This is a genomic window from Christiangramia marina (assembly GCF_048285865.1).
GTDB lineage: Bacteria > Bacteroidota > Bacteroidia > Flavobacteriales > Flavobacteriaceae > Christiangramia > Christiangramia marina.
This window is the reverse complement of sequence record NZ_JBLVTK010000004.1, coordinates 207,979-231,011: the sequence shown is the minus strand read 5'-3', so window position 1 is coordinate 231,011 and position 23,033 is coordinate 207,979. Positions and strand designations below refer to the sequence as shown.

General features: G+C 39.5%; 19 protein-coding genes. 15 read left to right on the top strand and 4 right to left on the bottom strand.

What is annotated here, in order from left to right:
• The 7 genes from ACNKXS_RS14135 to ACNKXS_RS14105 all read left to right on the top strand — a co-directional run.
• The coding region (locus ACNKXS_RS14135) for an amidohydrolase (protein WP_417921424.1) at positions 1–1,351 on the top strand (1,351 nt) is incomplete at its 5' end.
• Between the two features lie 10 nt (positions 1,352–1,361).
• On the top strand, positions 1,362–2,675 hold the full coding sequence (locus tag ACNKXS_RS14130; protein WP_417921423.1) for an amidohydrolase family protein: 1,314 nt from the start codon (positions 1,362–1,364) through the stop codon (positions 2,673–2,675).
• 111 nt (positions 2,676–2,786) lie between these two features.
• Positions 2,787–3,599 (top strand): TrmH family RNA methyltransferase, encoded by an 813-nt coding sequence (locus ACNKXS_RS14125; protein WP_417921422.1) that lies wholly within the window; start codon positions 2,787–2,789, stop codon positions 3,597–3,599.
• Between the two features lie 10 nt (positions 3,600–3,609).
• A complete protein-coding gene (locus ACNKXS_RS14120; RefSeq protein WP_417921517.1) occupies positions 3,610–4,848 on the top strand; it encodes a M48 family metallopeptidase in 1,239 nt (412 codons plus the stop codon).
• 35 nt (positions 4,849–4,883) lie between these two features.
• The gene (locus ACNKXS_RS14115; protein WP_417921421.1) at positions 4,884–7,094 is read left to right on the top strand and encodes a RelA/SpoT family protein; all 2,211 of its coding nucleotides are present in this window, start codon (positions 4,884–4,886) and stop codon (positions 7,092–7,094) included.
• A gap of 23 nt (positions 7,095–7,117) precedes the next feature.
• Positions 7,118–7,573 (top strand): Fur family transcriptional regulator, encoded by a 456-nt coding sequence (locus ACNKXS_RS14110; protein ID WP_141878269.1) that lies wholly within the window; start codon positions 7,118–7,120, stop codon positions 7,571–7,573.
• 12 nt (positions 7,574–7,585) lie between these two features.
• Entirely contained in the window at positions 7,586–8,860 is a 1,275-nt protein-coding gene (locus ACNKXS_RS14105) for an adenylosuccinate synthase (protein ID WP_417921420.1), read from the top strand.
• Positions 8,861–9,205: 345 nt separating this feature from the next.
• Here the strand turns inward: ACNKXS_RS14105 and ACNKXS_RS14100 are convergent, their stop codons facing one another.
• Positions 9,206–10,072, bottom strand: a complete 867-nt coding sequence (locus ACNKXS_RS14100) for a ferritin-like domain-containing protein (RefSeq protein ID WP_417921419.1) — start codon at positions 10,070–10,072, stop codon at positions 9,206–9,208.
• A gap of 24 nt (positions 10,073–10,096) precedes the next feature.
• The gene (locus ACNKXS_RS14095) at positions 10,097–10,915 is read right to left on the bottom strand and encodes a ferritin-like domain-containing protein (RefSeq protein WP_417921418.1); all 819 of its coding nucleotides are present in this window, start codon (positions 10,913–10,915) and stop codon (positions 10,097–10,099) included.
• A 278-nt stretch (positions 10,916–11,193) separates the two neighbouring features.
• On the opposite strand from ACNKXS_RS14095, the gene ACNKXS_RS14090 reads away from it, so the two are divergent.
• The 8 genes from ACNKXS_RS14090 (at position 11,194) to ACNKXS_RS14055 (ending at position 21,244) form a co-directional block, all read left to right on the top strand.
• Positions 11,194–12,933 (top strand): OstA-like protein, encoded by a 1,740-nt coding sequence (locus tag ACNKXS_RS14090; RefSeq protein WP_417921516.1) that lies wholly within the window; start codon positions 11,194–11,196, stop codon positions 12,931–12,933.
• Complete coding sequence (locus tag ACNKXS_RS14085; RefSeq protein WP_417921417.1) at positions 12,930–14,129, top strand: aspartate aminotransferase family protein; 1,200 nt, start codon at positions 12,930–12,932, stop codon at positions 14,127–14,129. The genes ACNKXS_RS14090 and ACNKXS_RS14085 overlap by 4 nt, the downstream gene beginning before the upstream one ends.
• Before the next feature lie 88 nt (positions 14,130–14,217).
• Positions 14,218–15,615, top strand: a complete 1,398-nt coding sequence (locus ACNKXS_RS14080; protein WP_141878274.1) for a tetratricopeptide repeat protein — start codon at positions 14,218–14,220, stop codon at positions 15,613–15,615.
• 39 nt (positions 15,616–15,654) lie between these two features.
• A complete protein-coding gene (locus tag ACNKXS_RS14075) occupies positions 15,655–16,593 on the top strand; it encodes a DUF368 domain-containing protein (protein ID WP_417921416.1) in 939 nt (312 codons plus the stop codon).
• Positions 16,580–17,596, top strand: coding sequence for a DUF368 domain-containing protein (locus ACNKXS_RS14070; protein WP_417921415.1), 1,017 nt, complete (start codon positions 16,580–16,582; stop codon positions 17,594–17,596). The genes ACNKXS_RS14075 and ACNKXS_RS14070 overlap by 14 nt, the downstream gene beginning before the upstream one ends.
• Complete coding sequence (locus ACNKXS_RS14065; protein WP_417921414.1) at positions 17,593–18,321, top strand: shikimate dehydrogenase family protein; 729 nt, start codon at positions 17,593–17,595, stop codon at positions 18,319–18,321. The genes ACNKXS_RS14070 and ACNKXS_RS14065 overlap by 4 nt, the downstream gene beginning before the upstream one ends.
• Before the next feature lie 115 nt (positions 18,322–18,436).
• The gene (locus ACNKXS_RS14060; RefSeq protein ID WP_417921413.1) at positions 18,437–20,713 is read left to right on the top strand and encodes a DUF349 domain-containing protein; all 2,277 of its coding nucleotides are present in this window, start codon (positions 18,437–18,439) and stop codon (positions 20,711–20,713) included.
• Between the two features lie 159 nt (positions 20,714–20,872).
• Positions 20,873–21,244 (top strand): DUF2200 family protein, encoded by a 372-nt coding sequence (locus ACNKXS_RS14055; protein ID WP_417921412.1) that lies wholly within the window; start codon positions 20,873–20,875, stop codon positions 21,242–21,244.
• Positions 21,245–21,694: 450 nt separating this feature from the next.
• Here ACNKXS_RS14055 and mazG read toward each other — a convergent pair whose 3' ends face one another.
• Both mazG and ACNKXS_RS14045 read right to left on the bottom strand, forming a co-directional pair.
• Positions 21,695–22,468, bottom strand: coding sequence for a nucleoside triphosphate pyrophosphohydrolase (gene mazG, locus ACNKXS_RS14050; RefSeq protein ID WP_417921411.1), 774 nt, complete (start codon positions 22,466–22,468; stop codon positions 21,695–21,697).
• Between the two features lie 62 nt (positions 22,469–22,530).
• On the bottom strand, positions 22,531–22,932 hold the full coding sequence (locus ACNKXS_RS14045) for a lipocalin family protein (protein ID WP_417921410.1): 402 nt from the start codon (positions 22,930–22,932) through the stop codon (positions 22,531–22,533).
• Positions 22,933–23,033 lie beyond the last annotated feature (101 nt).

The following is a 23,033-nucleotide window of genomic DNA, read 5'->3' as shown; positions in this document are numbered from 1 at the left end:
TAATATCCGTGAGTTGATCACGGTAACCTATCCAAATGTTGCTTATGGTTTCAAAGAAAGACCAACGCAGGAAGATGTGCTTTTCAAGAATGCAACCGTGTGGACCAGCGAAGATGAAGGTGTTCTTGAAAATACCGATGTACTTGTAAAGGACGGAAAGATCGTTAAGGTTGGAACAGACCTTAATGCCGGCAGAGCAAAAATTATCGATGCAACCGGCAAACATCTTACTGCCGGGATCATTGATGAGCATTCACATATCGCAGCATCAGACATCAATGAAGCAGGCCATAATTCTTCTGCTGAAGTGACTATGGAAGATGTAGTTGATCCTACAGATATTAATATCTACCGCAACCTGGCTGGTGGCGTTACCACCATTCAGTTATTACATGGTTCTGCAAATCCCATTGGAGGTAGATCTGCGATCCTGAAATTAAAATGGGGAGCTCCTGCAGATGAATTGATCTTCGAACAGGCACCACCGTTCATCAAATTTGCACTTGGTGAAAACGTAAAACAATCGAACTGGAGTGGAAATCGCTTTCCGCAGACAAGAATGGGCGTGGAACAGGTATTTATAGACTACTTCAGTCGAGCTAAAGCTTATGAAAAAGAGAAGCAGGCTGCAGGAGACAATTTCAGAAAAGATCTTGAAATGGAAACTCTTGTGGAGATCCTTAATGGCGAACGTTTTATCACTTCCCATTCTTATATCCAGAGTGAGATCAATATGTTGATGAATGTTGCTGAAATGTTCGATTTTAATATCAACACGTTCACTCATATCCTTGAAGGTTACAAGGTGGCAGATAAAATGAAAGAACACGGTGTTGGAGCTTCAACATTCTCAGACTGGTGGGCCTACAAATACGAAGTGAACGATGCTATTCCTTATAATGCAGCGATCATGAACGATGTTGGCATCACCGTAGCTATTAATAGTGATGATGCTGAAATGAGTCGCAGACTTAACCAGGAAGCTGCTAAAAGTGTGAAGTATGGTGGAATGAGCGAAGAAGACGCCTGGAAAATGGTTACGATCAATCCTGCCAAATTACTACATGTAGATGATTTAGTTGGTAGTATCAAAACCGGAAAACAGGCAGATCTTGTCCTTTGGAATGATCATCCACTTTCTATTTATGCGGTTCCGGAGAAAACAATGGTAGAAGGAGTTGTTTATTTTGACAAGGATAGAGACCTGGAACTTCGTAAGGAGATTCAGAAAGAAAGAAGCAATCTTGTAAGCCAGATGCTGAAGGAAAAGAACAGTGGAGTTAAAACACAACCAGTGAAAAAGAAAGAAAAGCAGCATGTACACTGTGATCTTTTAGAAGCTGTAAAATAATATACTGAAGATGAAAAAATTAAATTTATATATAGGATTGCTGAGCTTACTTTGCTGCGGAAATAGTTTTGCACAGCAAACCCCGGCACCAGAACAGGCTGAAGCGATCAGCATTGTTGGTGCTACCGCTCATATTGGAAATGGTGAAGTAATCGAGAATAGCCTGATTATTCTTGAGGACGGCAAAATTACTGAGATCATAGCCGCAAATCTTACCAAAAGACAATATCCAGGCAAACAGATCGATGCTACAGGAAAACATGTATATCCAGGAATTATCGCTCCTAATACCACGCTTGGACTAGTAGAGATCGCTTCTGTAAAAGCTACGGAAGATCAGGATGAAATGGGTGACATGCTTCCAAATGTAAGAAGCCTGATCGCCTATAATACAGAGAGTAAGATCGTAGAATCCATGAGACCCAACGGTGTACTTCTAGGACAGGTGGTTCCAAGAGGCGGATTAATCTCAGGAACTTCCTCCATTGTTCAATTTGATGCATGGAACTGGGAAGATGCAGCTGTAAAAGCTGATGATGGCCTTCATATCAACTGGCCAGATTCTTTTAGACGTGGTCGTTGGTGGAGAGGTGAAGACCCGGGACTTAAACCTAATAAGGAGTATACCGAAGAAATTCAGAAGTTATCAGATTTCTTCGCTTCCTCGAAAGCTTACTTAAATGGTGATAGAACTGATCAAAACCTGCCATTTTTAGCCATGGAAAAAGTTTTTAGCGGAGATAAAAAGGTATTTATTCATGCTGATGGTGAAAAAGAGATCCTGGATATTATTCAGTTCAAAAAGGAAAATGAGCTTGCCTCTGTGGTGATTGTTGGAGGTTACGACGCGCTTGCGATCGCTTCGGATTTAAAAAATGCAGAGATCCCGGTTTTGGTAAACAGACCACACAGCACCCCAGACAATGCTTACGAAGATTACGACCAGCCATATAAACTGGCAAAATTACTGTATGATGCAGGAGTCGTGGTTGGATTGGAAAGCAGCGGACAAATGGAACGTATGAATACCAGAAATCTACCTTTTTATGCTGGAACGGTAGCTGCATTTGGTATGGACAAAGAAGATGCTCTAAGTCTTATTACTGCCAACAATGCAAAGATCCTTGGAATTGACAGCGATTACGGAACTCTTGAAAAAGGGAAATCTGCAACCCTGTTCATTTCTGAGGGTGATGCACTGGATATGCGTACCAATATTCTATCTCATGCATTTATAGACGGAAGGGAACTAAGCCTGGAGACACATCAAACTGAACTTTGGAAACGCTATTCCAAAAAATACAGCGAGCAGGAATCCAAGTAATTAAAAGAATTTCAAAGTTGCCCGAAGGACTGGAATGGAAATGCTTCAAAGCTTCCACTCTGCTCTTCGGGCAACTTTTTTTATGCCTAATATCTACTTACTTTTGTAAATATGTTGAAAAAAATCACCAGTCTGCAGAACAAGGAAGTGAAGTGGCTGCTTCAATTGCAGGAGAAATCAAGAATTAGAAGAAAGGAAAATGCATTTCTTGTTGAGGGCTTGAAGGAAACAAGTCTTGCCGTAGCGCATCACTATGAACTGCTTCACATTTATTATGTTCCTGAAAAGATAGAATTTCAGGAGGTGCTTGATCTTGTAAAGAAAGGCAATCAACATACAGAACAGATCACTGAACTTTCCCAGGAAGTATACGAGAAAATCGCTTATAGAGGTAGTACCGAAGGAGTTATCGCCGTTTTTCGTACCCTTGAAAATAAACTGGAAGATTTAGACTTCAGCTCAACCTCTCCTTTGATATTGGTCGCTGAAGCACCGGAAAAACCAGGAAATATTGGCGCTATCCTAAGGACTGCCGATGCTGCTGCGGTAGACGCGGTCATTATTGCAAACCCTAGAACAGATCTCTATAATCCAAATATCATCAGGAGTAGCGTAGGTTGTGTTTTCACCAATAAGATAGCCACCGGGGAAACTTCAGAAATCATAGAATTTCTTCGGAATAAGAATATTCATATTTATGCAGCCATTTTACAGGCCGCCAAACCTTACCACGAAGTTGATTTAAAAGGACCAACCGCCATCGTCGTGGGAACCGAAGCCACAGGGCTTAGCGAAGAATGGCGCGAACATTCTCTTCAGAATATTATCATTCCCATGCAGGGTGCTATCGATAGTATGAACGTATCGGTCGCAGCTGGTATTCTCATTTTTGAAGCACGAAGACAACGGGGCTTTAATCTTTAAACTTTATAATTTGCAAGCTGAAACTCTTTATTATATCCTCCTTGGAGTCGTGATCGCTGATTTTCTTTTCGACACCCTTCTTGATACGTTGAATGCCAAACATTACGATGATCCTATACCCACGGAACTGGCAGATGTGTACGATGATGAGAAGTACGAAAAGTCTCAGCAATACAAAAAAGAGCGTTTTAAGTTTGGCCTGCTCTCCTCTGGTTTTTCAGTAATTCTTACGATACTCTTTCTGGTTTTCGAAGGCTTTGCCGCGGTAGATGGGATTGCACGTGAGTTTTCAAGCAATCCTATTGTGATAGCTCTTATATTCTTCGGGATCATCATCATTGGCAGTGACCTACTTACAATCCCTTTTTCCTGGTATAGCACCTTTGTAATTGAAGAAAAATATGGATTTAATAAGACCAGTGTTAAAACTTTTGTAATAGATAAATTAAAAGGTCTTTTAATGACCATGATCGTGGGTGGTGGAATCTTAGCATTGATCATTTGGTTCTATCAAATAGCAGGTGAAGATTTCTGGTGGTATGCATGGATAGTCGTATCTGTCTTCGCTGTTTTCATGAATATGTTCTATGCAAAATTGATCGTTCCGCTTTTTAATAAGCAAACCGCTCTGGAATCAGGTAGTTTGAGAACTAAAATCGAAGCTTATGCGCAAAAAGTAGGATTCCAGCTGGATAATATCTTTGTGATCGATGGCTCCAAACGTTCCACTAAAGCCAATGCTTATTTTTCCGGTTTTGGTTCAGAAAAAAGAATTACTTTATATGACACTTTGATCAATGATCTGGATGAAGAAGAGATTGTTGCCGTTCTGGCACATGAGGTTGGTCACTATAAAAAGAAACATATTGTTTTCAATTTAATTGCTTCCATAGCTACTACAGGATTCACTTTATGGCTGCTATCCTTGTTTGTAGGTAGTCCCGTACTATCTTCAGCCTTGAGCGTAAGCGAGCCAAGTTTTTATATTGGCCTGATTGCCTTCGGAATATTATATAGTCCGATTTCAGAAGTAACCGGTCTTGTTATGAATTACATCTCCAGAAAGTTTGAGTACCAGGCCGATGATTACGCCAGCGCCACCTACGATGCCAGATACCTCATTAGTAGTTTAAAAAAATTATCAGGAAATACATTGAGCAACCTAACTCCGCACAAAACCTATATTTTCGTACATTACTCACATCCAAGTTTACTGCAAAGATTTCAGAATTTGAAGGCAGGTATTTAGTTGTTTACTTTTTATCTTAATTGTACTTTTAACTTATGACCGAGGCTGCGATAGAAAAAGAGAACAAGCAAATTGCAAGGCAATATAAGGAATTGCTACGCATAAGCTACCAAACCCTTTCCGAAGATGACAAGAAACTCATTCGAAAGGCGTTTGATACTGCGGTAGATGCACATAAGGATCAGCGCAGAAAATCTGGTGAAGCATATATTTTCCATCCAATAGCGGTCGCGAAAATAGTAGCTTCGGAAATTGGACTGGATGCAACTTCGATCGCTGCTGCACTTTTGCATGATGTGGTTGAAGACACAGAATACACCCTTTTAAACATAGAAAAAATGTTTGGTGAAACCGTGGCCAAGATCGTTGATGGCCTAACCAAGATTTCCAGCCTTAAAAAAGATAAGGATGTTTCGCTACAGGCTGAAAACTTCCGTAAAATGCTGCTTACGCTCAACGATGATGTTCGCGTAATCATCATCAAGATCGCAGACCGCTTACATAATATGCAAACAATGGATGCCATGCGTCCTGATAAGCAGATTAAAATTGCTTCGGAAACCTTATATATTTATGCTCCTCTGGCACACAGGATCGGGCTTTACAACATAAAAACCGAATTGGAGGATCTTGGTTTAAAGTATACAGATCCTGAAGTATACCACGATATCTTAAAGAAGATCAAGGAAAGTAAGGAAGATCAGGATATTTATATCAAGGCATTTAGCCGCGTGATTGAGGATTCTCTGGACAAGGAATCCCTGGACTATAGTATTAAAGGGAGACCAAAATCCATTTATTCCATCAACCGTAAGATCCAGACTCAGAATATTAGTTTTGACGAGATCTATGACAAGTTCGCGATCAGGATCATTTATAAAAGTGAACCATCACAGGAGAAATTCCTGGCCTGGAAGATCTATTCCATAGTGACCGATCACTTCCGTCCCAACCCTACCAGATTAAGAGACTGGATCTCATCTCCAAAATCTACAGGATACGAAGCTCTGCATATTACTGTAATGGGACCAAAAGGCAGATGGGTGGAAGTACAGATTCGAAGTGAACGAATGAATGAGATCGCAGAGAAAGGATATGCGGCTCACTATAAATACAAACAGGGAGATGACAATAAAGAGGAACGAGGTTTTGAAGAATGGGTAACCAGACTTCAGGAAGCACTCGAGAATCCAGATGTAAATGCTGTTGATTTTGTTGAACAGTTTAAACTGAATCTCTATTCAAAGGAAATTTTTGTCTTTACACCTCAGGGAGATCTTAAATCACTTCCGAAGGGATCCACACCTTTGGACTTTGCTTTCAGCATTCATACAGAAATTGGATTACGCACTCGAGGTGCTCGTGTAAATAGCAAACTGGTTCCTTTAAGTCACGAATTAAAAAGCGGCGACCAGGTGGAGATCATAACTTCAGATAATGCTCAGCCTAATGTGAACTGGCTGGATTATGCAACTACGGCAAGAGCTCGTGCAAAGATCAAATCTTCCTTGAAAGATGAGAAGAAAGAGATCGCAGAGGAAGGAAAGGCTGTGCTGGCAAGGAAACTAAAAGCTCAGAAAATTCAGTTTAATGAGAAGTCCATCAACGAACTTGTTGTATTCTTTAATCTGAAAACGAGTCTTGATCTTTTCTATCGCGTAGGTATTGGGAAGATCGACAATCAGTTGCTTAAGGATTTCGCAAATTCCCGAAGCAATTCCCTGGTAAGCTATTTCAAAAATAAAATTAAAAAGCCACAGGTAGCAGCTGATATTAATAAGGATGAGATCACTGCTAAGTATGACCAGCTGGTATTTGGCAAAGAAGAAGAGAAACTGGATTATAAATTAGCGAATTGCTGTAACCCTATTCCGGGAGATACTGTCTTTGGATTCATTTCTGTAAACGACGGCATTAAGGTTCATAAGAAAGATTGTCCAAATGCATTGCAACTACAATCCAATTACGCCTACAGGATTATCCAGGCAAAATGGATTGACAGTTCTCAACAGGACTTCCAGTCGGTCATTAAATTACAGGGAATTGATAATCTTGGATTGGTAAGTGAGATCACGAAAGAAATCTCAAGTAACCTGGGTGTGAATACGAAAAACCTGAATTTTGACAGTTCAGATGGTATTTTCAATGGAAGAATTACGCTGGTGGTGAAGAACAATAATAACCTGAATACGATCATCCAGCGACTGAAAAAAATTAACGGCATAGACAAGGTAAGCCGTGAATAAACTTTTACCTTTGCAAGGCAATTATGAGCAAAAAAGTCGTAAATAAAAACGATCAGGCGGTCGTAAAAAACGTTTTCACGAAGTATCTTGAAGACAAGGGACATCGGAAAACACCCGAACGTTTCGCTATTCTTCAGGAGATCTATAACTCTGAAGATCATTTCGATATTGAATCTTTATATATAATGATGAAGAACAAGAAATATCGGGTGAGCCGGGCAACACTATACAACACGATCGAACTCCTACTGGAGTGCGGACTGGTTAGAAAACATCAGTTTGGGCAGAATCAGTCACAATATGAGAAATCCTATTTTGACCGGCAGCACGATCATATCATACTTACAGATACAGGAGAAGTTATTGAATTCTGCGATCCAAGGATACAAAGTATTAAGCAAACGATCGAGGAAGTTTTTGATATTGAAATCAATAAACACTCCCTGTATTTCTACGGAAACAAAAAATCAACCAACTAAGTTTAAGAATTCATGGCTGTAGATTTACTACTAGGTCTTCAATGGGGTGACGAAGGAAAAGGCAAAATTGTCGATGTACTCACCTCCAAATACGATATTATTGCCAGATTCCAGGGCGGTCCTAACGCAGGACATACTTTGGAGTTTGATGGGCAAAAACACGTTTTACACACGATACCATCAGGTATTTTTCATGATGATAGCATCAATCTTGTGGGAAACGGTGTAGTGATAGACCCGGTAATATTTAAAAAAGAACTGGACAATCTTGCCAAACATGGAATAGATTATAAGTCTAAATTATTAATCTCCAGAAAGGCACATCTTATTCTTCCAACCCATAGATTGCTTGACGCTGCTTCTGAAGCTTCAAAAGGCAAAGCTAAGATTGGATCTACACTAAAAGGAATTGGTCCAACTTATATGGATAAGACCGGTAGAAATGGTTTACGTGTAGGAGATCTCGAAATGGCAGACTGGCAGGATCGCTATCGCGCACTTGCAGACAAGCATGAGAAGATGATCGCATTCTATGATGTGGATGTACAGTACGATCTTAAGGAACTTGAAAAAGAATTCCGTACTGCGATCGAAACTCTGAAAGAACTTACTTTTATTGACAGTGAAGATTACCTTCACAAGTCTATGAAAAATGGAAAATCCATCCTTGCTGAAGGCGCCCAGGGCTCTTTACTGGATATTGATTTTGGAACATACCCATTTGTTACCTCATCCAACACTACTGCCGCCGGTGCATGTACCGGGCTTGGAGTAGCACCACGCGAGATTGGGGAAGCATTTGGGATATTCAAAGCCTATACCACAAGAGTTGGTAGTGGCCCATTCCCTACCGAACTTTTCGATGAGACAGGAGAAAAGATGGGACGAATAGGTAATGAATTTGGAGCTACTACAGGACGAAAGAGAAGATGTGGATGGCTGGATCTGGTAGCATTGAAATATGCGGTCCAGGTGAATGGGATCACCCAGTTGATCATGATGAAAGGTGACGTACTTAGTGGTTTTGATACTTTAAAGGTATGTACCGCTTATAAGTATAAAGGTGAAACTATTGATCATCTACCTTTTAATATAGATCCTGAAAATCTTGAACCGGTCTATACCGAGATGAAAGGCTGGAAAGAAGATCTTACAGAAATGACTGATGCCGGCACACTTCCAAAAGAATTCAACAACTACGTTGAATACCTTGAGCGAGAACTGGAAACCCCGATTACCATTGTTTCGGTTGGACCAGACAGAAGTCAGACGATCCAAAGAAGCTAAGACCAAGTTATTTTATATAAGACAAAGCCCCGTTACGGGGCTTTTTTTCATTGGGTGATTTTTAATGAATATTGCGATGAAATGGTTCCGTTTGACCATAGTATATTTTCGTAGTCTTGCTCATCAAACGCCCGTCCTAATTTTTCGATTTCAGGTAGCTTAAAACAAAGCATAACTTCAAATCTGATAATTAAAATTTTATTGATTCGATCTTAGCAAGAAAACTACTGAAATTGCGCTAATGTGCTTCTGAATCGATATACTAATCTGGAATATTTAACCTTAAAAATGGTATAAAAAAAAGCCCCAAATTGGGACTTTTTCTATTCGGTAGTATTGAGTTAGTTAGCTATCTGAATCATCTCCCCCGTCACCTTCCGGTACGATAAAAATTCCTCCAATTGCAAGTACTTCATCCATAGTTAATGGCTCATCAAATGCTTCCTGAACTGCTTGTGACCCACCAAAGTCGTCGAAAAGACCAGATAAATCCACACCTGCTTGAGTCGTGTTAGACTCAGGAGTTTCTCCTCCATAAATAGCATCAAAAGCACCAGGTAATCCATTACTAGCTGCATCACCTCCGGTAACCCATCCTTTTTCTCCTCTCAGCCTTCTTACCATAGAAGCATGTCTTGCTTCAATAGAATGAATTTGCAGAGCGTACTCAAGTAGTGTTTTGTCTACCGAAATTGCACCAGCCTGTCCTTTGTAAGCACGAACACCTGTATCTTCAAAACCTTGAGACAAGGCTAGGAAAGTTTGATAATTAGTAAAAGGATCTAGCGCAAGTCCTCCTGGTCCACCTGTAAAGTCAAATGTTGGCTTAGCTATAGCGTCATCACCAAGGGCTGCCAGTAAAAATTCAACATGCGAATCCTCGTGTGCAGAAATTTGTGCAAAGATATCTTTTGTTTCATCTGGTATTAAACCGTCTGTATCGATTGCAATGTTGTAATATTCTTTCTCTAAATATTCCAATGTCAGCGCGAAGTTTAAAACGTCTGTTGGAGAGGCCTGAAACATAGCTGAGGCCATCGCAGAAGTAGCTGCCTTGGTTTTAGAGCTAGTAGCTGCCAAGCCAAATGGTATAGAAGCCACTGCGGCATTCTTACCAAAATTTTTGAACTGTTTGAAAGCATCTCTTCTAGAACCTTTAGTTTCTATGGAACTTTTATCAGAGAGACCATCTAATAATTTTATAAAACTCATTTTGTTATTTTTTAAATTAATTAATTATCCCGTAGGTAGGTTATCTGCTGTAAATTCGGTTTGCACGAATCCAGTACCTACTACAGCGGCAAGAACATCACCTGGAGGTGTTGCTTTATCGTAAGCCACTCCAGAACCACCAAGATCTACTAATACACCATCTCTAGCGAAAGCAGTCGTATTTGGTTCTAATAAATCAGCGATTGCTGAAGCATGTCTTGCTTCTACGGAAACAATCTTACCAGCAAGCAATAAATAAAGCCCACCATTTTCCGCATCTACATCAATTAATCTTCCTGCACCATTATAAGCAGAAACTCCAGTATCTTCCAGTAGTCTCGCTGTTTCAAGTACACTAGTTCTGTCATCAAAGTCTACAGCGCTAAAGTCAAATTCCAATTCTGGCAAAACTAAAGATGCATCTGATACAGCACCATTGATCGCGGTATTGAAAAAATCTCTATGAATAACTTCATGATACCAGATATCATCCATTATTTCTTTCTCATTATCTGGAGCACCGGAATAGTAAGCACCATTCTGAACTTCTCCATAAAACGCCGCTTCAAGTTGCTCTAAAGCATACGCATAGTTTAATATACCAAGGTTTCCACTTCCTAGATCAAATACTGCGTCTACAGGTGGTTCTGGTTCTGGCTCAGGGTCTGGACCTCCTACATCTCCACCTGGGTTAAATAAATCATCATCGCTACATCCGTACAGTAAAAAACTGGAACCGGCTATACCGAGACCACCTAATTTAATGAACTTCCTACGCGAATTCTTGTTCGAATTTTTCGGTGATGCATCAACTACATCTACCTTCACTAAGGGTTTTTTCATGATTAAAATTTTAGTTTCTATGGAAACTTACGAAGGGAAAGGCAATTCAGTTTTAATTGAATCGTTAAGGTTGTCTTAAAAGCTCTAAAATTTTGAAAGCTTTAAGGAAATTAAGAATAACCGGATTTTATTTTAAGAAAAATTAGCATACCTGATCTTACCACATCACGTTTATGAATAAAATTAAGGGCATATAAATTTTGAGTACTTTTGAAAAAAATATTGAATTGCGACACATCTTTAGCGTACTTCTTTGTGTGATCTTCTTTCAGGTAGGCATGGCACAAAATAGTCAGGAAATCAACTACGAATCTGATAGAACTTTAAAAAATGAAGCCAGGTATCCGGGCGCTTTAATTCTAAGTAAAATAGATAACCAGGTGTATTTTGATCACGATGGGATCGAAGTCTGGTGCGATAACGCTGTTTTTTATAAAGAAGCCAATTTCTTCAAGGCTTATGGTAATATTAGGATGCAGCAGGGTGATAGTGTAAGTATGACCAGCAACTATGCCGAATATAATGGTGATACTGAATTTGCCTTTGCCAGCGGGAGAGTATTAATGAAAAGACCTCAAACCACTCTTGAAACCGACAGTTTGTTCTTCGACAGGTTAAAACAGGAAGCGTACTATAGAAGTGGCGGAAAGGTTCGGGATACTACCAGTGTCCTTACCAGCAGGATTGGTCGCTATTATATGGAACAAAACAAATACAGCTTTATTGATGAAGTGGTAGTAACTAACCCGGAATATACTATAAACTCTGAACAACTTGATTTTTATTCTGAAAGTGGTTACGCTTACTTATATGGACCTTCAACGATTAAAAGTGAAACCAGCACAGTTTACTGCGAACGTGGGTTTTATGACACAAGAGCAGATAATGGTTATTTTGTAAAAAACTCCAGGATAGATTATGAAAACCGAGTCCTAAAGGGTGACAGTTTGTATTTTGATCGTGAGACCAGTTTCGCTTCTGCCACAAATAATATACAGGTCATCGACACTATAAACCAAAGCAAAGTAACCGGTCATTATGCTGAAGTTTATAGAGATAAAGACTCAGTTTTTATAACCAAAAGAGCACTTGCCGCAAGCTTGCAGGAAAGAGACACCTTGTTTATTCATAGTGATACCATTATGATTACTGGGAAACCTGAACATAGAATTATTCGTGGTTTTTATGACGTTCGAATTCTAAAAGAAGATCAAACCGGTGAAAACCCAATGAGCGGGCGTAGTGATTCAATATACTCAGATCAAAAAAGCGGACTTTCAAAATTGATCAATCTTGGTCGTTTTGGTGATAAAAAACCTGTTTTATGGTCGGGGCTCAATCAAATGAGTGGTGATAGCATTCACCTTCAATCCAATCCTGAAACTGAACAACTGGATAGTCTGCTGGTATTTGACAATGCTTTTTTAATTCAGAAGGATACCATTGAAGGATACAACCAGTTGAAAGGAAAGATTCTCACAGGATATTTTGAAGATAATCAACTACGGGAAGTTATTATTGATAAGAACACTGAAACTCTCAATTATTTGAGAAACGATGAGGGCGCCCTTATTTCAATTAATAAAACTCTTGCCAGTTATATACGTATCCTGTTTCAGGATCAGCAGATCGAATTCATAGATTATATAAATGCTGTTCAGGGAAAAATGCCTCCGGAAGATGAAGTTCCTCAAAACCAAAGAACCTTAGCTGGTTTTAACTGGCGCGGTGATGAAAGAATCACTTCGAAAGATGGATTATTTGAAGGTAAACCAGTACCAGAACTTACCAGGATCAGAGGTATCGAAATGCCTGAAGCTCCTGAGGAGTTTTTTGAAGAACGCGAGGAAGATGACCTCCTACTGGATCAAAACTCCAGACTTAAACCAGAAATTCTAAAGAATAGAGCTAAAGATTCTTTAAAGTATAAGAACGAAAAGGTTCAGGATTCACTTAAAGATACTATCGAACCAGTAGTAAAAACTGTAAAGGACTCTCTAACTGGCAATCAGGAATGAAAGAAGATTTTTTAAAGTTTCAGGCCCAAACCACTCCTCACCCACTAGCATTGGAGGTAGAAAGTGCCACCGGTAGTTATATAAAAACAAGTGACAGCAAAAATTACCTTGATTTTGTTGCTGGCGTATCTGCCTGTACTCTTGGTCACTCGCATCCTGCAGTTGTAAATGCTATCAAGGAGCAGGCTGAGAAATATTTGCATGTAATGGTTTATGGCGAATATGCACAGGCTCCTGCTGTAGAGCTCAGTAAATTGCTCGCTGAAAATTTACCTGGTTCGCTATCTAAAACCTATCTCGTAAATAGTGGAACTGAGGCGATCGAAGGTGCACTAAAACTGGCCAGAAGGGCTACTGGAAGAACGGGGATCATTGCTGCAAGGCACGCCTATCATGGTAATACGATGGGCTCCTTAAGTCTGATGGATTTTAAAGAACGGGTAGAACCTTTCAAACCTTTGATAGGAGATGTTTCATTTATAGAATTCAACTCTACGGAAGATCTTTTAAATATCAACGAACATACAGCATGCGTTATTCTGGAAACAATACAAGGTGGTGCCGGATTTATTCAGCCTGTTGATGATTATCTCATCACAGTGAAAAAGCGTTGCGAAGAAGTGGGAGCTCTACTTATTCTGGATGAAATACAACCTGGTTTTGGAAGAACCGGTAAATTATTTGGATTCGAAAATTTCGGACTTGTTCCTGATATCTTGGTAATGGGAAAAGGAATGGGCGGAGGATTGCCCATTGGAGCCTTCACAGCTTCAGAAGAGGTGATGGATTTGCTTATGGACAACCCCAAACTTGGACATATCACAACATTTGGCGGCAATCCCTTGATTGCTTCAGCAGCACTTGCTACATTGAAAGAGCTTCTTAGCACGAACCTTATTTCGGAAACACTGCAAAAAGAAAAGCTCTTCAGAAAACATTTACAACATCCTCTCATTGAAGAAGTTAGAGGCAAAGGCTTAATGCTGGCAATCATAGTAAAGTCTGCCGAAATTGCAGACCAGCTGGTGCTTAGAGCTAAAGATGAACAATTGATCTTATTCTGGTTGTTGTTCGAAAAGCGAGCCGTAAGGATCACTCCGCCCTTGACAATATCTTCTGAAGAAATTTTGAAAGGATGTGGCATTATTGTTGACATACTGGAAGAGTTAAATAGTAATATTGTAGCTGTTAATTAATTTGTTAACAACAATGCAAGCGGGCGTAGCTATTGCTCTTATTACTTTTTAACTTTAATAACAGTAGAAATCCCATAATCACTCTTTTATGCAATTGAGCCATAACGAAGAAGATAATTTCTCTCTTGATCGCTTCGAATCCATGCTAAAGACCAATGACGTTCTTTTTTTCGATTCAAACGAATTTGAGAATATCATCAACCATTACATGGAGAATGGCAAGATAGCTCTTGCTAAAAAAGCGGTGAAATTGGGTCTTGCCCAGCATCCTACTTCAGTAAATCTAAGATTATACAAAGTTGAGATTCTGGTTTTTGAGGATAAACTGGATCTTGCAGACAGCATACTTAATGAGCTGAAGAATCTGGAATCTTCCAACGAGGAGATCTACATTCAAAAGGCTCAGATCTATTCCAAGCGAGATATGCATGCTGAAGCAATTACCATGCTCGAAGCAGCTTTGGAGATCACGCTTGAAGATGCAGAAATATTTTCGCTCATTGGGATGGAATATCTGTTTCTTGAAGATTTCGAGAATGCGAAATATAGCTTTATGAAATGCCTTGAAGCAGATGATGAAGATTATTCTGCACTTTACAATATCATGTATTGCTTCGATTTTCTTGAACAGAAAGAAGAGGCTATTGATTACCTAAATCTATATCTGGACAAACACCCATATTGCGAAGTAGCCTGGCACCAGGTTGGAAAGCAGTATTTTGACCTGAAGAACTACACTAAAGCACTGGCAGCTTTTGATTTTGCCATTATTAGTGATGACAGGTTCGTGGGAGCCTACCTGGAAAAAGGAAAGGTTCTTGAGAAATTAAAGCGTTATAATGAAGCCATCGAAAACTATAATATAACTTTAGAACTCGATGATCCCACTTCCTTCGCATATTTGAGAATTGGTAAGTGCTTCGAAAAACTTGGTTGTGATGATTTCGCGATCAAGAATTACGAGCAAACCGTGCATGAAGATCCTTTACTCGATAAAGGCTGGATCGCGATTACCGATTTCTATATCAAAAAACTAAACTTCCCAAAGGCTTTATATTATATCAATAAAGCGATTAATATTGACGAAGAAAATGTTCTTTACTGGAAACGTTACGCAAAGATCAACAGTAGGCTGAATTTCCCGGAAGAAGCTGAGCAAGGCTATAAAAAAAGTCTTGAGTTGGGAAATTACGAATTAGAGACCTGGATTAGAAGATGTGATATCCTGATTGGACTGGGAGAATATGAAACTGCAATTTCCAGCATGATGCAGGCTCTGGAATTCTACCCTGGTACTGCGGAAGTCGAATATCGTCTTGCCGGTTTATATTTTAATACTAACAATGGTGACAAAGGCTATTTTCATTTGAATAATGCCTTGAAAACCGACTCAGAATATTACATCATTATAGAAGAACTTTTTCCGAATATTTTTGAGCGAAAAAGCATCAAACAAATTATAAATTCCTTCGTAAAGCTCTCTTAGTAATTTTGCTACCTTTGAGCAAAATCATAAAATTCTAAGATGCAACGTAGTTTAGTGGACTATCTAAAGATAAGCCTTAAGGGAATGGCTATGGGAGCCGCAGATGTCGTTCCCGGAGTCTCCGGCGGTACTATCGCATTTATTTCAGGTATATATGAAGAGTTGATCACCACAATTAGTGGAGTAAATCTTGGGTTGCTTTCCACCTGGAAGGCAAACGGATTTAAGGCCATGTGGGAACAGCTGAATGGTAATTTTATCGTAGCTCTTTTTGCAGGTATTCTCGTTAGCATATTTAGTGTGATGCGTGTAGCAAATTATCTGCTGGAAAATCATCCGGTCCTGATTTGGTCTTTTTTCTTCGGACTTGTGGTTGCCAGTATTTGGTTTGTAGGTAAGCAAATCCCAAAATGGACCTGGAAGATCGTTTTAGCACTGGTAATTGGTGCTGCCGTTGCGTTCTATATCGTTAGCCTGCCGCCACTTTCCGCCAGTAATTCCTATTTGTTTTTATTTTTTGCCGGAGCACTTGCCGTTTGCGCAATGATCCTTCCCGGAATTTCAGGCGCTTTTATTCTGGTATTGCTAGGTGCTTATAAATCTATCACAGAAGCAGCTCATGATTTTGATCTAAAGACAATAGGTATTGTAGGTGTTGGAGCAGTTTTCGGGTTGCTTACTTTTTCAAAGATCCTGAAATGGCTATTCGTTCACTATAGTAGTATTACCCTTGCGGTTCTTACCGGCTTTATTGCTGGTTCACTGAACAAGATCTGGCCGTGGAAAGAAACTCTGGAAACCGCGATGTATGGTGAAAAAGAGGTTGTTCTCAAGGAAGCTTCAGTATTACCATGGAACTTCGACGGAGATCCACAAACATTTTGGTCTGTCGCACTTATGCTGGCCGGGTTCTTCCTCATTTTAGGTCTGGAAATGCTTGCCGGTAATAAACCTGAAAATGCCAATGCAGCAGACTAGGACCTTCACAGATAAGTTCCTGCTGATTCTAAAAGGTCTGGCTATGGGCGCTGCGAACAAAGTTCCTGGCGTGTCTGGTGGCGTTGTTGCCTTTGTTGCCGGATTCTATGAAGAGTTCATCTATTCATTGCAAAAAGTAAACCTCAAAGCCTTTAAGCTTTTGATCTCTGGTAGATTCAAAAGCCTTTATCATTATATCAACGGGAAATTTTTATTCCTATTAATTCTTGGGATGCTCATTAGCTATTTTAGTGTTTCCAAGATCCTGGATTATCTCATTATACACTACGAACTATACGTGTGGTCGGCTTTCTTCGGAATGATCATTGGCTCTATTTATTACATTAGTAAGGACTTTGAAGACTGGGATCGTAACTCCATTGTCTTTGCAGTACTCGGGATCATTGCCGGAATAGCCATTAGTTTCCTGGAACCTGCTAGAGAAAACGACAATCTCTGGTTTGTATTTATCTGCGGAATGATAAGTGTGTCGGGCATGACCCTCCCGGGCCTTTCAGGAAGTTTTATTTTGATTCTGGTGGGGAATTATGTCCTGTTGTTGGTAGACTCTGTTAATGCGCTCTATGATTCGATGGCGGACATCCTGATGATGGACTTCTCCTGGACTGGAAATGCAGAAAGAATTCAAATGCTCAAAGTGCTGGCCGTCTTCGCCATCGGGTCTCTGGCCGGACTGGTTTCATTATCTCATTTGCTGGGATATGTACTCAAGACCAGAAAAAGAGAAACTTTTGCAGTCATCATTGGTTTCATCACGGGCTCCCTTGGGGTTGTATGGCCATGGAAGGAGAAAGTATACAAAATTGGGGAGCAGGGCAAAGTTTTAATTGACAGGAATGGAAATAAGGTAATCGACAATTACGATCGTTACTGGCCACAATTCGATCAGGCAGAAACTTTCGCGGCAATCTTCTGTATAGGAATAGGAATTAGCATTGTACTTGGACTCGCCTGGTACGAAAAAATTACTTCGGAAAAATGAGAACTTTTGGACTCGTTGGAAAAGATATAGATTATTCCTTTTCCAGAAACTACTTCAGCAAGAAATTCAGCATTAAAAATATCGATGCCAGGTATATTAATTTCGACCTTGAAAGCATTGATCAGTTTCCCGAAATTTTCAAAACTACTGAAGTTTCCGGATTGAACGTCACCATCCCTTACAAGGAAAAAGTAATTCCATTTCTAGATCATCTTGACTCTGAAGCGCAAAAAATTGGCGCTGTGAATACCATCAAAATTTCTGAAAATGGTGAGCTCACCGGCTATAATACAGATCATTTTGGCTTCAAAAAAGCACTAGAGAATCACTTGGAAAGTTTCCATAGCTCTGCTCTTATCCTGGGAACCGGAGGAGCTTCAAAAGCCGTCGCTTATGCTCTTGACAAACTGTCAGTTCCCTACCAGTTTATCTCAAGAAATTCTTCGGAAAACACGCTGTCATATAGTGAACTAAGCATCGAAGTAATAAGTAGCAACAAACTGGTAATCAACACAACACCTTTGGGAACTTCCCCAGAAACCGAACGTTATCCTGATATTCCTCTTGAGGGTATTTCAGGCCAGCATATCATCTTTGATCTTATTTATAATCCGGAAGAAACCAAGCTCATGAAACTAGCTTCCGAACTTGGTGCAAAAACCCTAAACGGTTATAGAATGTTAGAACTCCAGGCTGAAAAAAGCTGGTCTATCTGGAATTCTTAATCCGACTCTCAAAGCTTTATTCAATTTATAAATAGAATCATTCCCTTGTCCAATTTTAGTGGAGTTGTTATCTTTCAGAATAATTCGATTTTGAAGAACCCTAACATTGAAAGATATGTCCACTACAGAAAATGAGAACAAGAAAAATGAAATGTCTGAGAACCATGAAAAGGACTCCAAGAAGACCTCCGGTTCCACAGATCATTCTTTGAATGACCCGAACGAAAACTCTGAAAAACTTCAGCAGGAAACTGAACGAAAAGGTGATGACGGGACCGATCATGAAGATGCAATCGTTCATGAATCTGCTTCAGGAAAGGCGACTTCAGATCAAAAGAAAATAGAAAAAACAGATCCTGATAAAGATCCATATACGGCCATGGAAGGAGACGGAGATACTTATCCTGTGAAAAAGAACAAGGAATCTGTAGAACCTGAAAACAAATCTGTTCGAAAAGTTTCGGAATCTACAGATCATGAAGATGCGATCGTTTCAGAATCTGAGAGCAGGAAAATGGCGGCAAATACGGAAGAACAGGATGAAGATCTTGATAGTGATATTGGTGAAGCAGTTGTTGAGGAGAATCAGAAAGGCAGCGGGAGTCATGAGGAAGACATGGAGAATTCTGTGGCTGAAGAAAGCGAGGATGAAAGCGCTGGTGAACGGCATGCTATAGAGAAGAAGGATTACCATTCCATGAGCAAGGAAGCTCTTGTAGAGGAACTGGAAAGATTGCTTAAAACCGAGAAGGTTCAGGCGATCAAAGAACACGTGCAGGAGATCAGAACAGAATTTAATGCTAAGTTCGACGAGGAAATGGAAGAGAAAAAGGAAGAATTTCTTGCTGAAGGCGGAAATATAATTGACTTCCACTACTCTACTCCACTAAACAAACAATTTAGTTCGACATATTTTGATTATCGCGAGAAGCGAAATGAATATTATAGACGCCTGAAAAAAGACCTTAACCAAAACCTGAATATACGCTTAGAGCTTATTGAAGAATTGAAGGGACTTTTGGGTGTTGAAGAAAATATCAATACGACTTACAATCATTTTAAGGAAATTCAGGATAAATGGCGTACCGCCGGGCCTATTCCAAGAGATCGTTATAATAATGTCTGGAATACGTATCATCATCATGTGGAGAATTTCTATGATTTTCTTCACTTAAACCGGGAATTCAGAGACCTGGACTTCAAGCATAATCTTGAGCAAAAGCTTAAGGTAATAGACCGTGCTGAAGAATTAGCACAGGAAAAGGATACGAATCGTTCTTTCCGGGAGTTGCAGATGCTGCACAAAATGTGGAAGGAAGAACTTGGACCCGTGGCTAAGGAGTATCGGGAAGACATCTGGAAGCGATTTAGCGCTGCCACAAAACAAATTCACGACAAGCGCCAGGCATATTTCTCTCAGCTGGATGAACAGTACGAGAAGAACTGGGAGAACAAAAGAGATATCATTATCAAAATCAAGGAAATTGCAGAGCAGGATTTTGATAGCCACAACAAATGGCAGCAAAGCATAAAACAAATTGAAGCTCTACGAGAAGAATTCTTTAAGGCCGGGAAAGTTCCAAGAAATAAGAACCAGGAAACCTGGAATGAATTCAAGGAGCATGTTCGTAAATTCAATCGTAAGAAAAATGCGTACTATAAGAATTTAAAGAAGGAGCAATACGATAATCTTGAGCAGAAGAAAGAACTTATTAAGATTGCAGAAGACAATATGGATAGTGATGACTTTAAAACGGTTACACCGCTCATGAAGAAAATCCAGAACGATTGGAAGAAGGTTGGACATGTACCCCGAAAGGATAGTGATAAGGTCTGGAAACAGTTTAAAAAAGCCTGTAATCATTATTTCGATCGTATGCACGCTCAGAAGAATGAAGAAAACAAGGATGAAGTTGAAGCTTTTGAGAAGAAAAAAGCCTTGCTGGATGAAGTAAAATCTTTGGAGCTAGATGGCACTAAGAAGGAAAACCTTGCCACTATTAAAGATAAAATCAACTCCTGGAAGGAAGTGGGTCGGGTACCCCATAACAAAAGATTTATAGAAGGAAAGTTTAATAAAGCGCTGGATCAACTTTTCAAGAAGCTTGATGTTGACAACACCAAGGCAGAGATGATGAAGTACGAGAATAAGATCCAGGCCCTTGATGACGCTGATGATGACAAGAAGATCAGGAACGAACACTATTTTCTTACCAAGAAGATCGAAGAGACCAAGGCAGAGATCAGGCAACTAGAGAACAATTTACAGTTCTTCAGCAATGTAGATGATGATAATCCACTAGTTCAGGATGTACATAAGAATATCGCTCAGCACAAAGCCGACCTGGAAGTATGGCAGGAAAAACTTGCCAAAATTAAAACCTTGTATTAGGAAGAGTTCAATACTATAGCCTGTATTATTCTTTATGATCGGTAAAGCTTAAGAACTTATCGTGATAAAAGTTTACAGGCTGTAGTTTTTTAAAGAATCAGGAAACTAGCTATCCCGTTCGAGTCTCATACCCTATATAGTAACTAGTAATTATAAAAGATGGCAGTAGTAACAGCAGAAAAGAATGAGCAAATTGCGAAAATGAATTTCGGCGCTGTATATCCACATTACCTGAATAGAATAAAGAAGCACGGTAGAACTAAGGATGAACTTGACAGCGTTATTTCGTGGTTAACGGGCTATAATCAGGAGACATTAGAATCCTTTATTGGCGGCACTGGTACTTTTGGTGATTTTTTTGAAGGAGCCAGGATCCACAAAAATGCACACATGATCAATGGAGTCGTATGCGGTTATCGTATTGAAGATATTCCTGAAGAATTTGCTTTGTATCGCGATTGCAGAAAAATGGAAAAGTTGATCGATGAATTAGCCAAAGGCAAAAAGATAGAAAAGATCTTGAGGCGCTAATAAGAATCGGAGTTACGCTGATGTTACAATGATTAAAAGTAAATGCTAGTCTTCTCTCAATTAGGTAATCTCTTCGGAAATTTCAATGGGGTCGGTCCTTATACATTTAAGTGTTTATCGAAGTCAAAAAACCACAGACGAGCCTTTAATTACTTTGCTCTAAAAGAAGTAGAAGATTGTGCAAACATTACTTCAACAATCAAAACGAATGGCTATCTAAATATTTACGATTTCTTCGGAAGTAGTTATTCTTGCGGCTAGAGTTGCAGATCCTGTACTCAAAGTCATATGTATCCAGGCATATATCCAAAACTTAAAGGGATTTTGAGATGATCTGAAAAGGTCGTGAAAAATTGAAAGTTTGATAATAACCAACTCTAATAAACTTTGCTTTTCATTTTTGAAACCTCCTTTTGTTAGATAAGATGGCCAGGAAATTATCTAGACCATTTACACTTTTTTAGCTTCGTTCCAGTATACATCCATTTCCGCAAGGCTCATATCTTTTAGCGCTTTACCCTGCTCTGCCGCTTTGCCTTCCAGATACTGAAATCTTTTGATAAATTTTTTATTGGTACGCTCTAAAGCATTTTCAGGATTCACTTTCAGAAAACGTGCATAGTTGATCATAGAAAACAGTACATCACCAAATTCTGCTTCGATTAGATCACTGTTATTCTCAGTTACTTCATCTTCCAACTCCTTAAGTTCTTCCTGAAGTTTTTCGAATACCTGTTTGGGTTCTTCCCAATCAAATCCTACTCCCGCAACTTTATCCTGTATCCTGTTGGCTTTGACCATTGCCGGCAAAGACCTGGGCACTCCTTCGAGAACACTTTTCTTGCCTTCTTTTAACTTCAGGTTTTCCCAGTTACGTTTAACCTCCTCTTCATCTGCAACGATCACATCCCCGTAAATATGAGGGTGCCGGTCTCTAAGTTTATCGCAGATTCCATTCGCAACATCTGCAATGTCAAAATCATTAGTCTCACTTCCAATCTTTGAATAAAACACAAGATGTAATAAGACGTCTCCTAACTCTTTACGTATCTCCTCCATGTCTTTATCCAGAATAGCATCGCCAAGCTCGTAGGTTTCTTCAATGGTAAGATGACGCAATGATTCCATGGTTTGTTTACGATCCCAGGGACATTTCTCCCGGAGCTCGTCCATAATGGTTAATAATCTGTCAAAAGCCTTTAGTTGATCTTGCCTGGAATTCATATTGAAATACGATTTTTTCAAAAGTAATATATCAAAACCGTATGATGAACATGAACTGAATTTTATTGCTTACGATATCTGTAAATACAAGCTTCTGTACAACCTATGTAACTTATTTCCATTTCGGTTTCGGTAATGCTTACTACATTGAAGGAGCGCATACTTTCTGTGTTATCTGAACAAGTGAATGAAAGCAAGCTTTCATTAAGATCGAGGTTATAAGTTCCGGTAGGACATTCATCCTGCGAAGCACTAAAACTACCATTTGGAGAAAATGTATATTCTGTACCATTTTCAACGCTTTGCCAGGTTGTTTCACCGCCTGGACTTACATATGCATGTGTCATTTTCCAGGTTCCTGAAAGACTATCTACGGAAAGATCTACGATTAACAGGTTGTCATCACTACTGCTACAGCTGCTTAGAAAAATGGCTGCGACGAAAAGAAGTATTAATTTTCTCATTTTTAATTGAATTGATTCAATAGGTAGATGCAAATAAATGAGAAAGGTTGCGTAAACAAAAAAAGCTTCTCATTTCTGAGAAGCTTTGTGAGGGTGGAAGA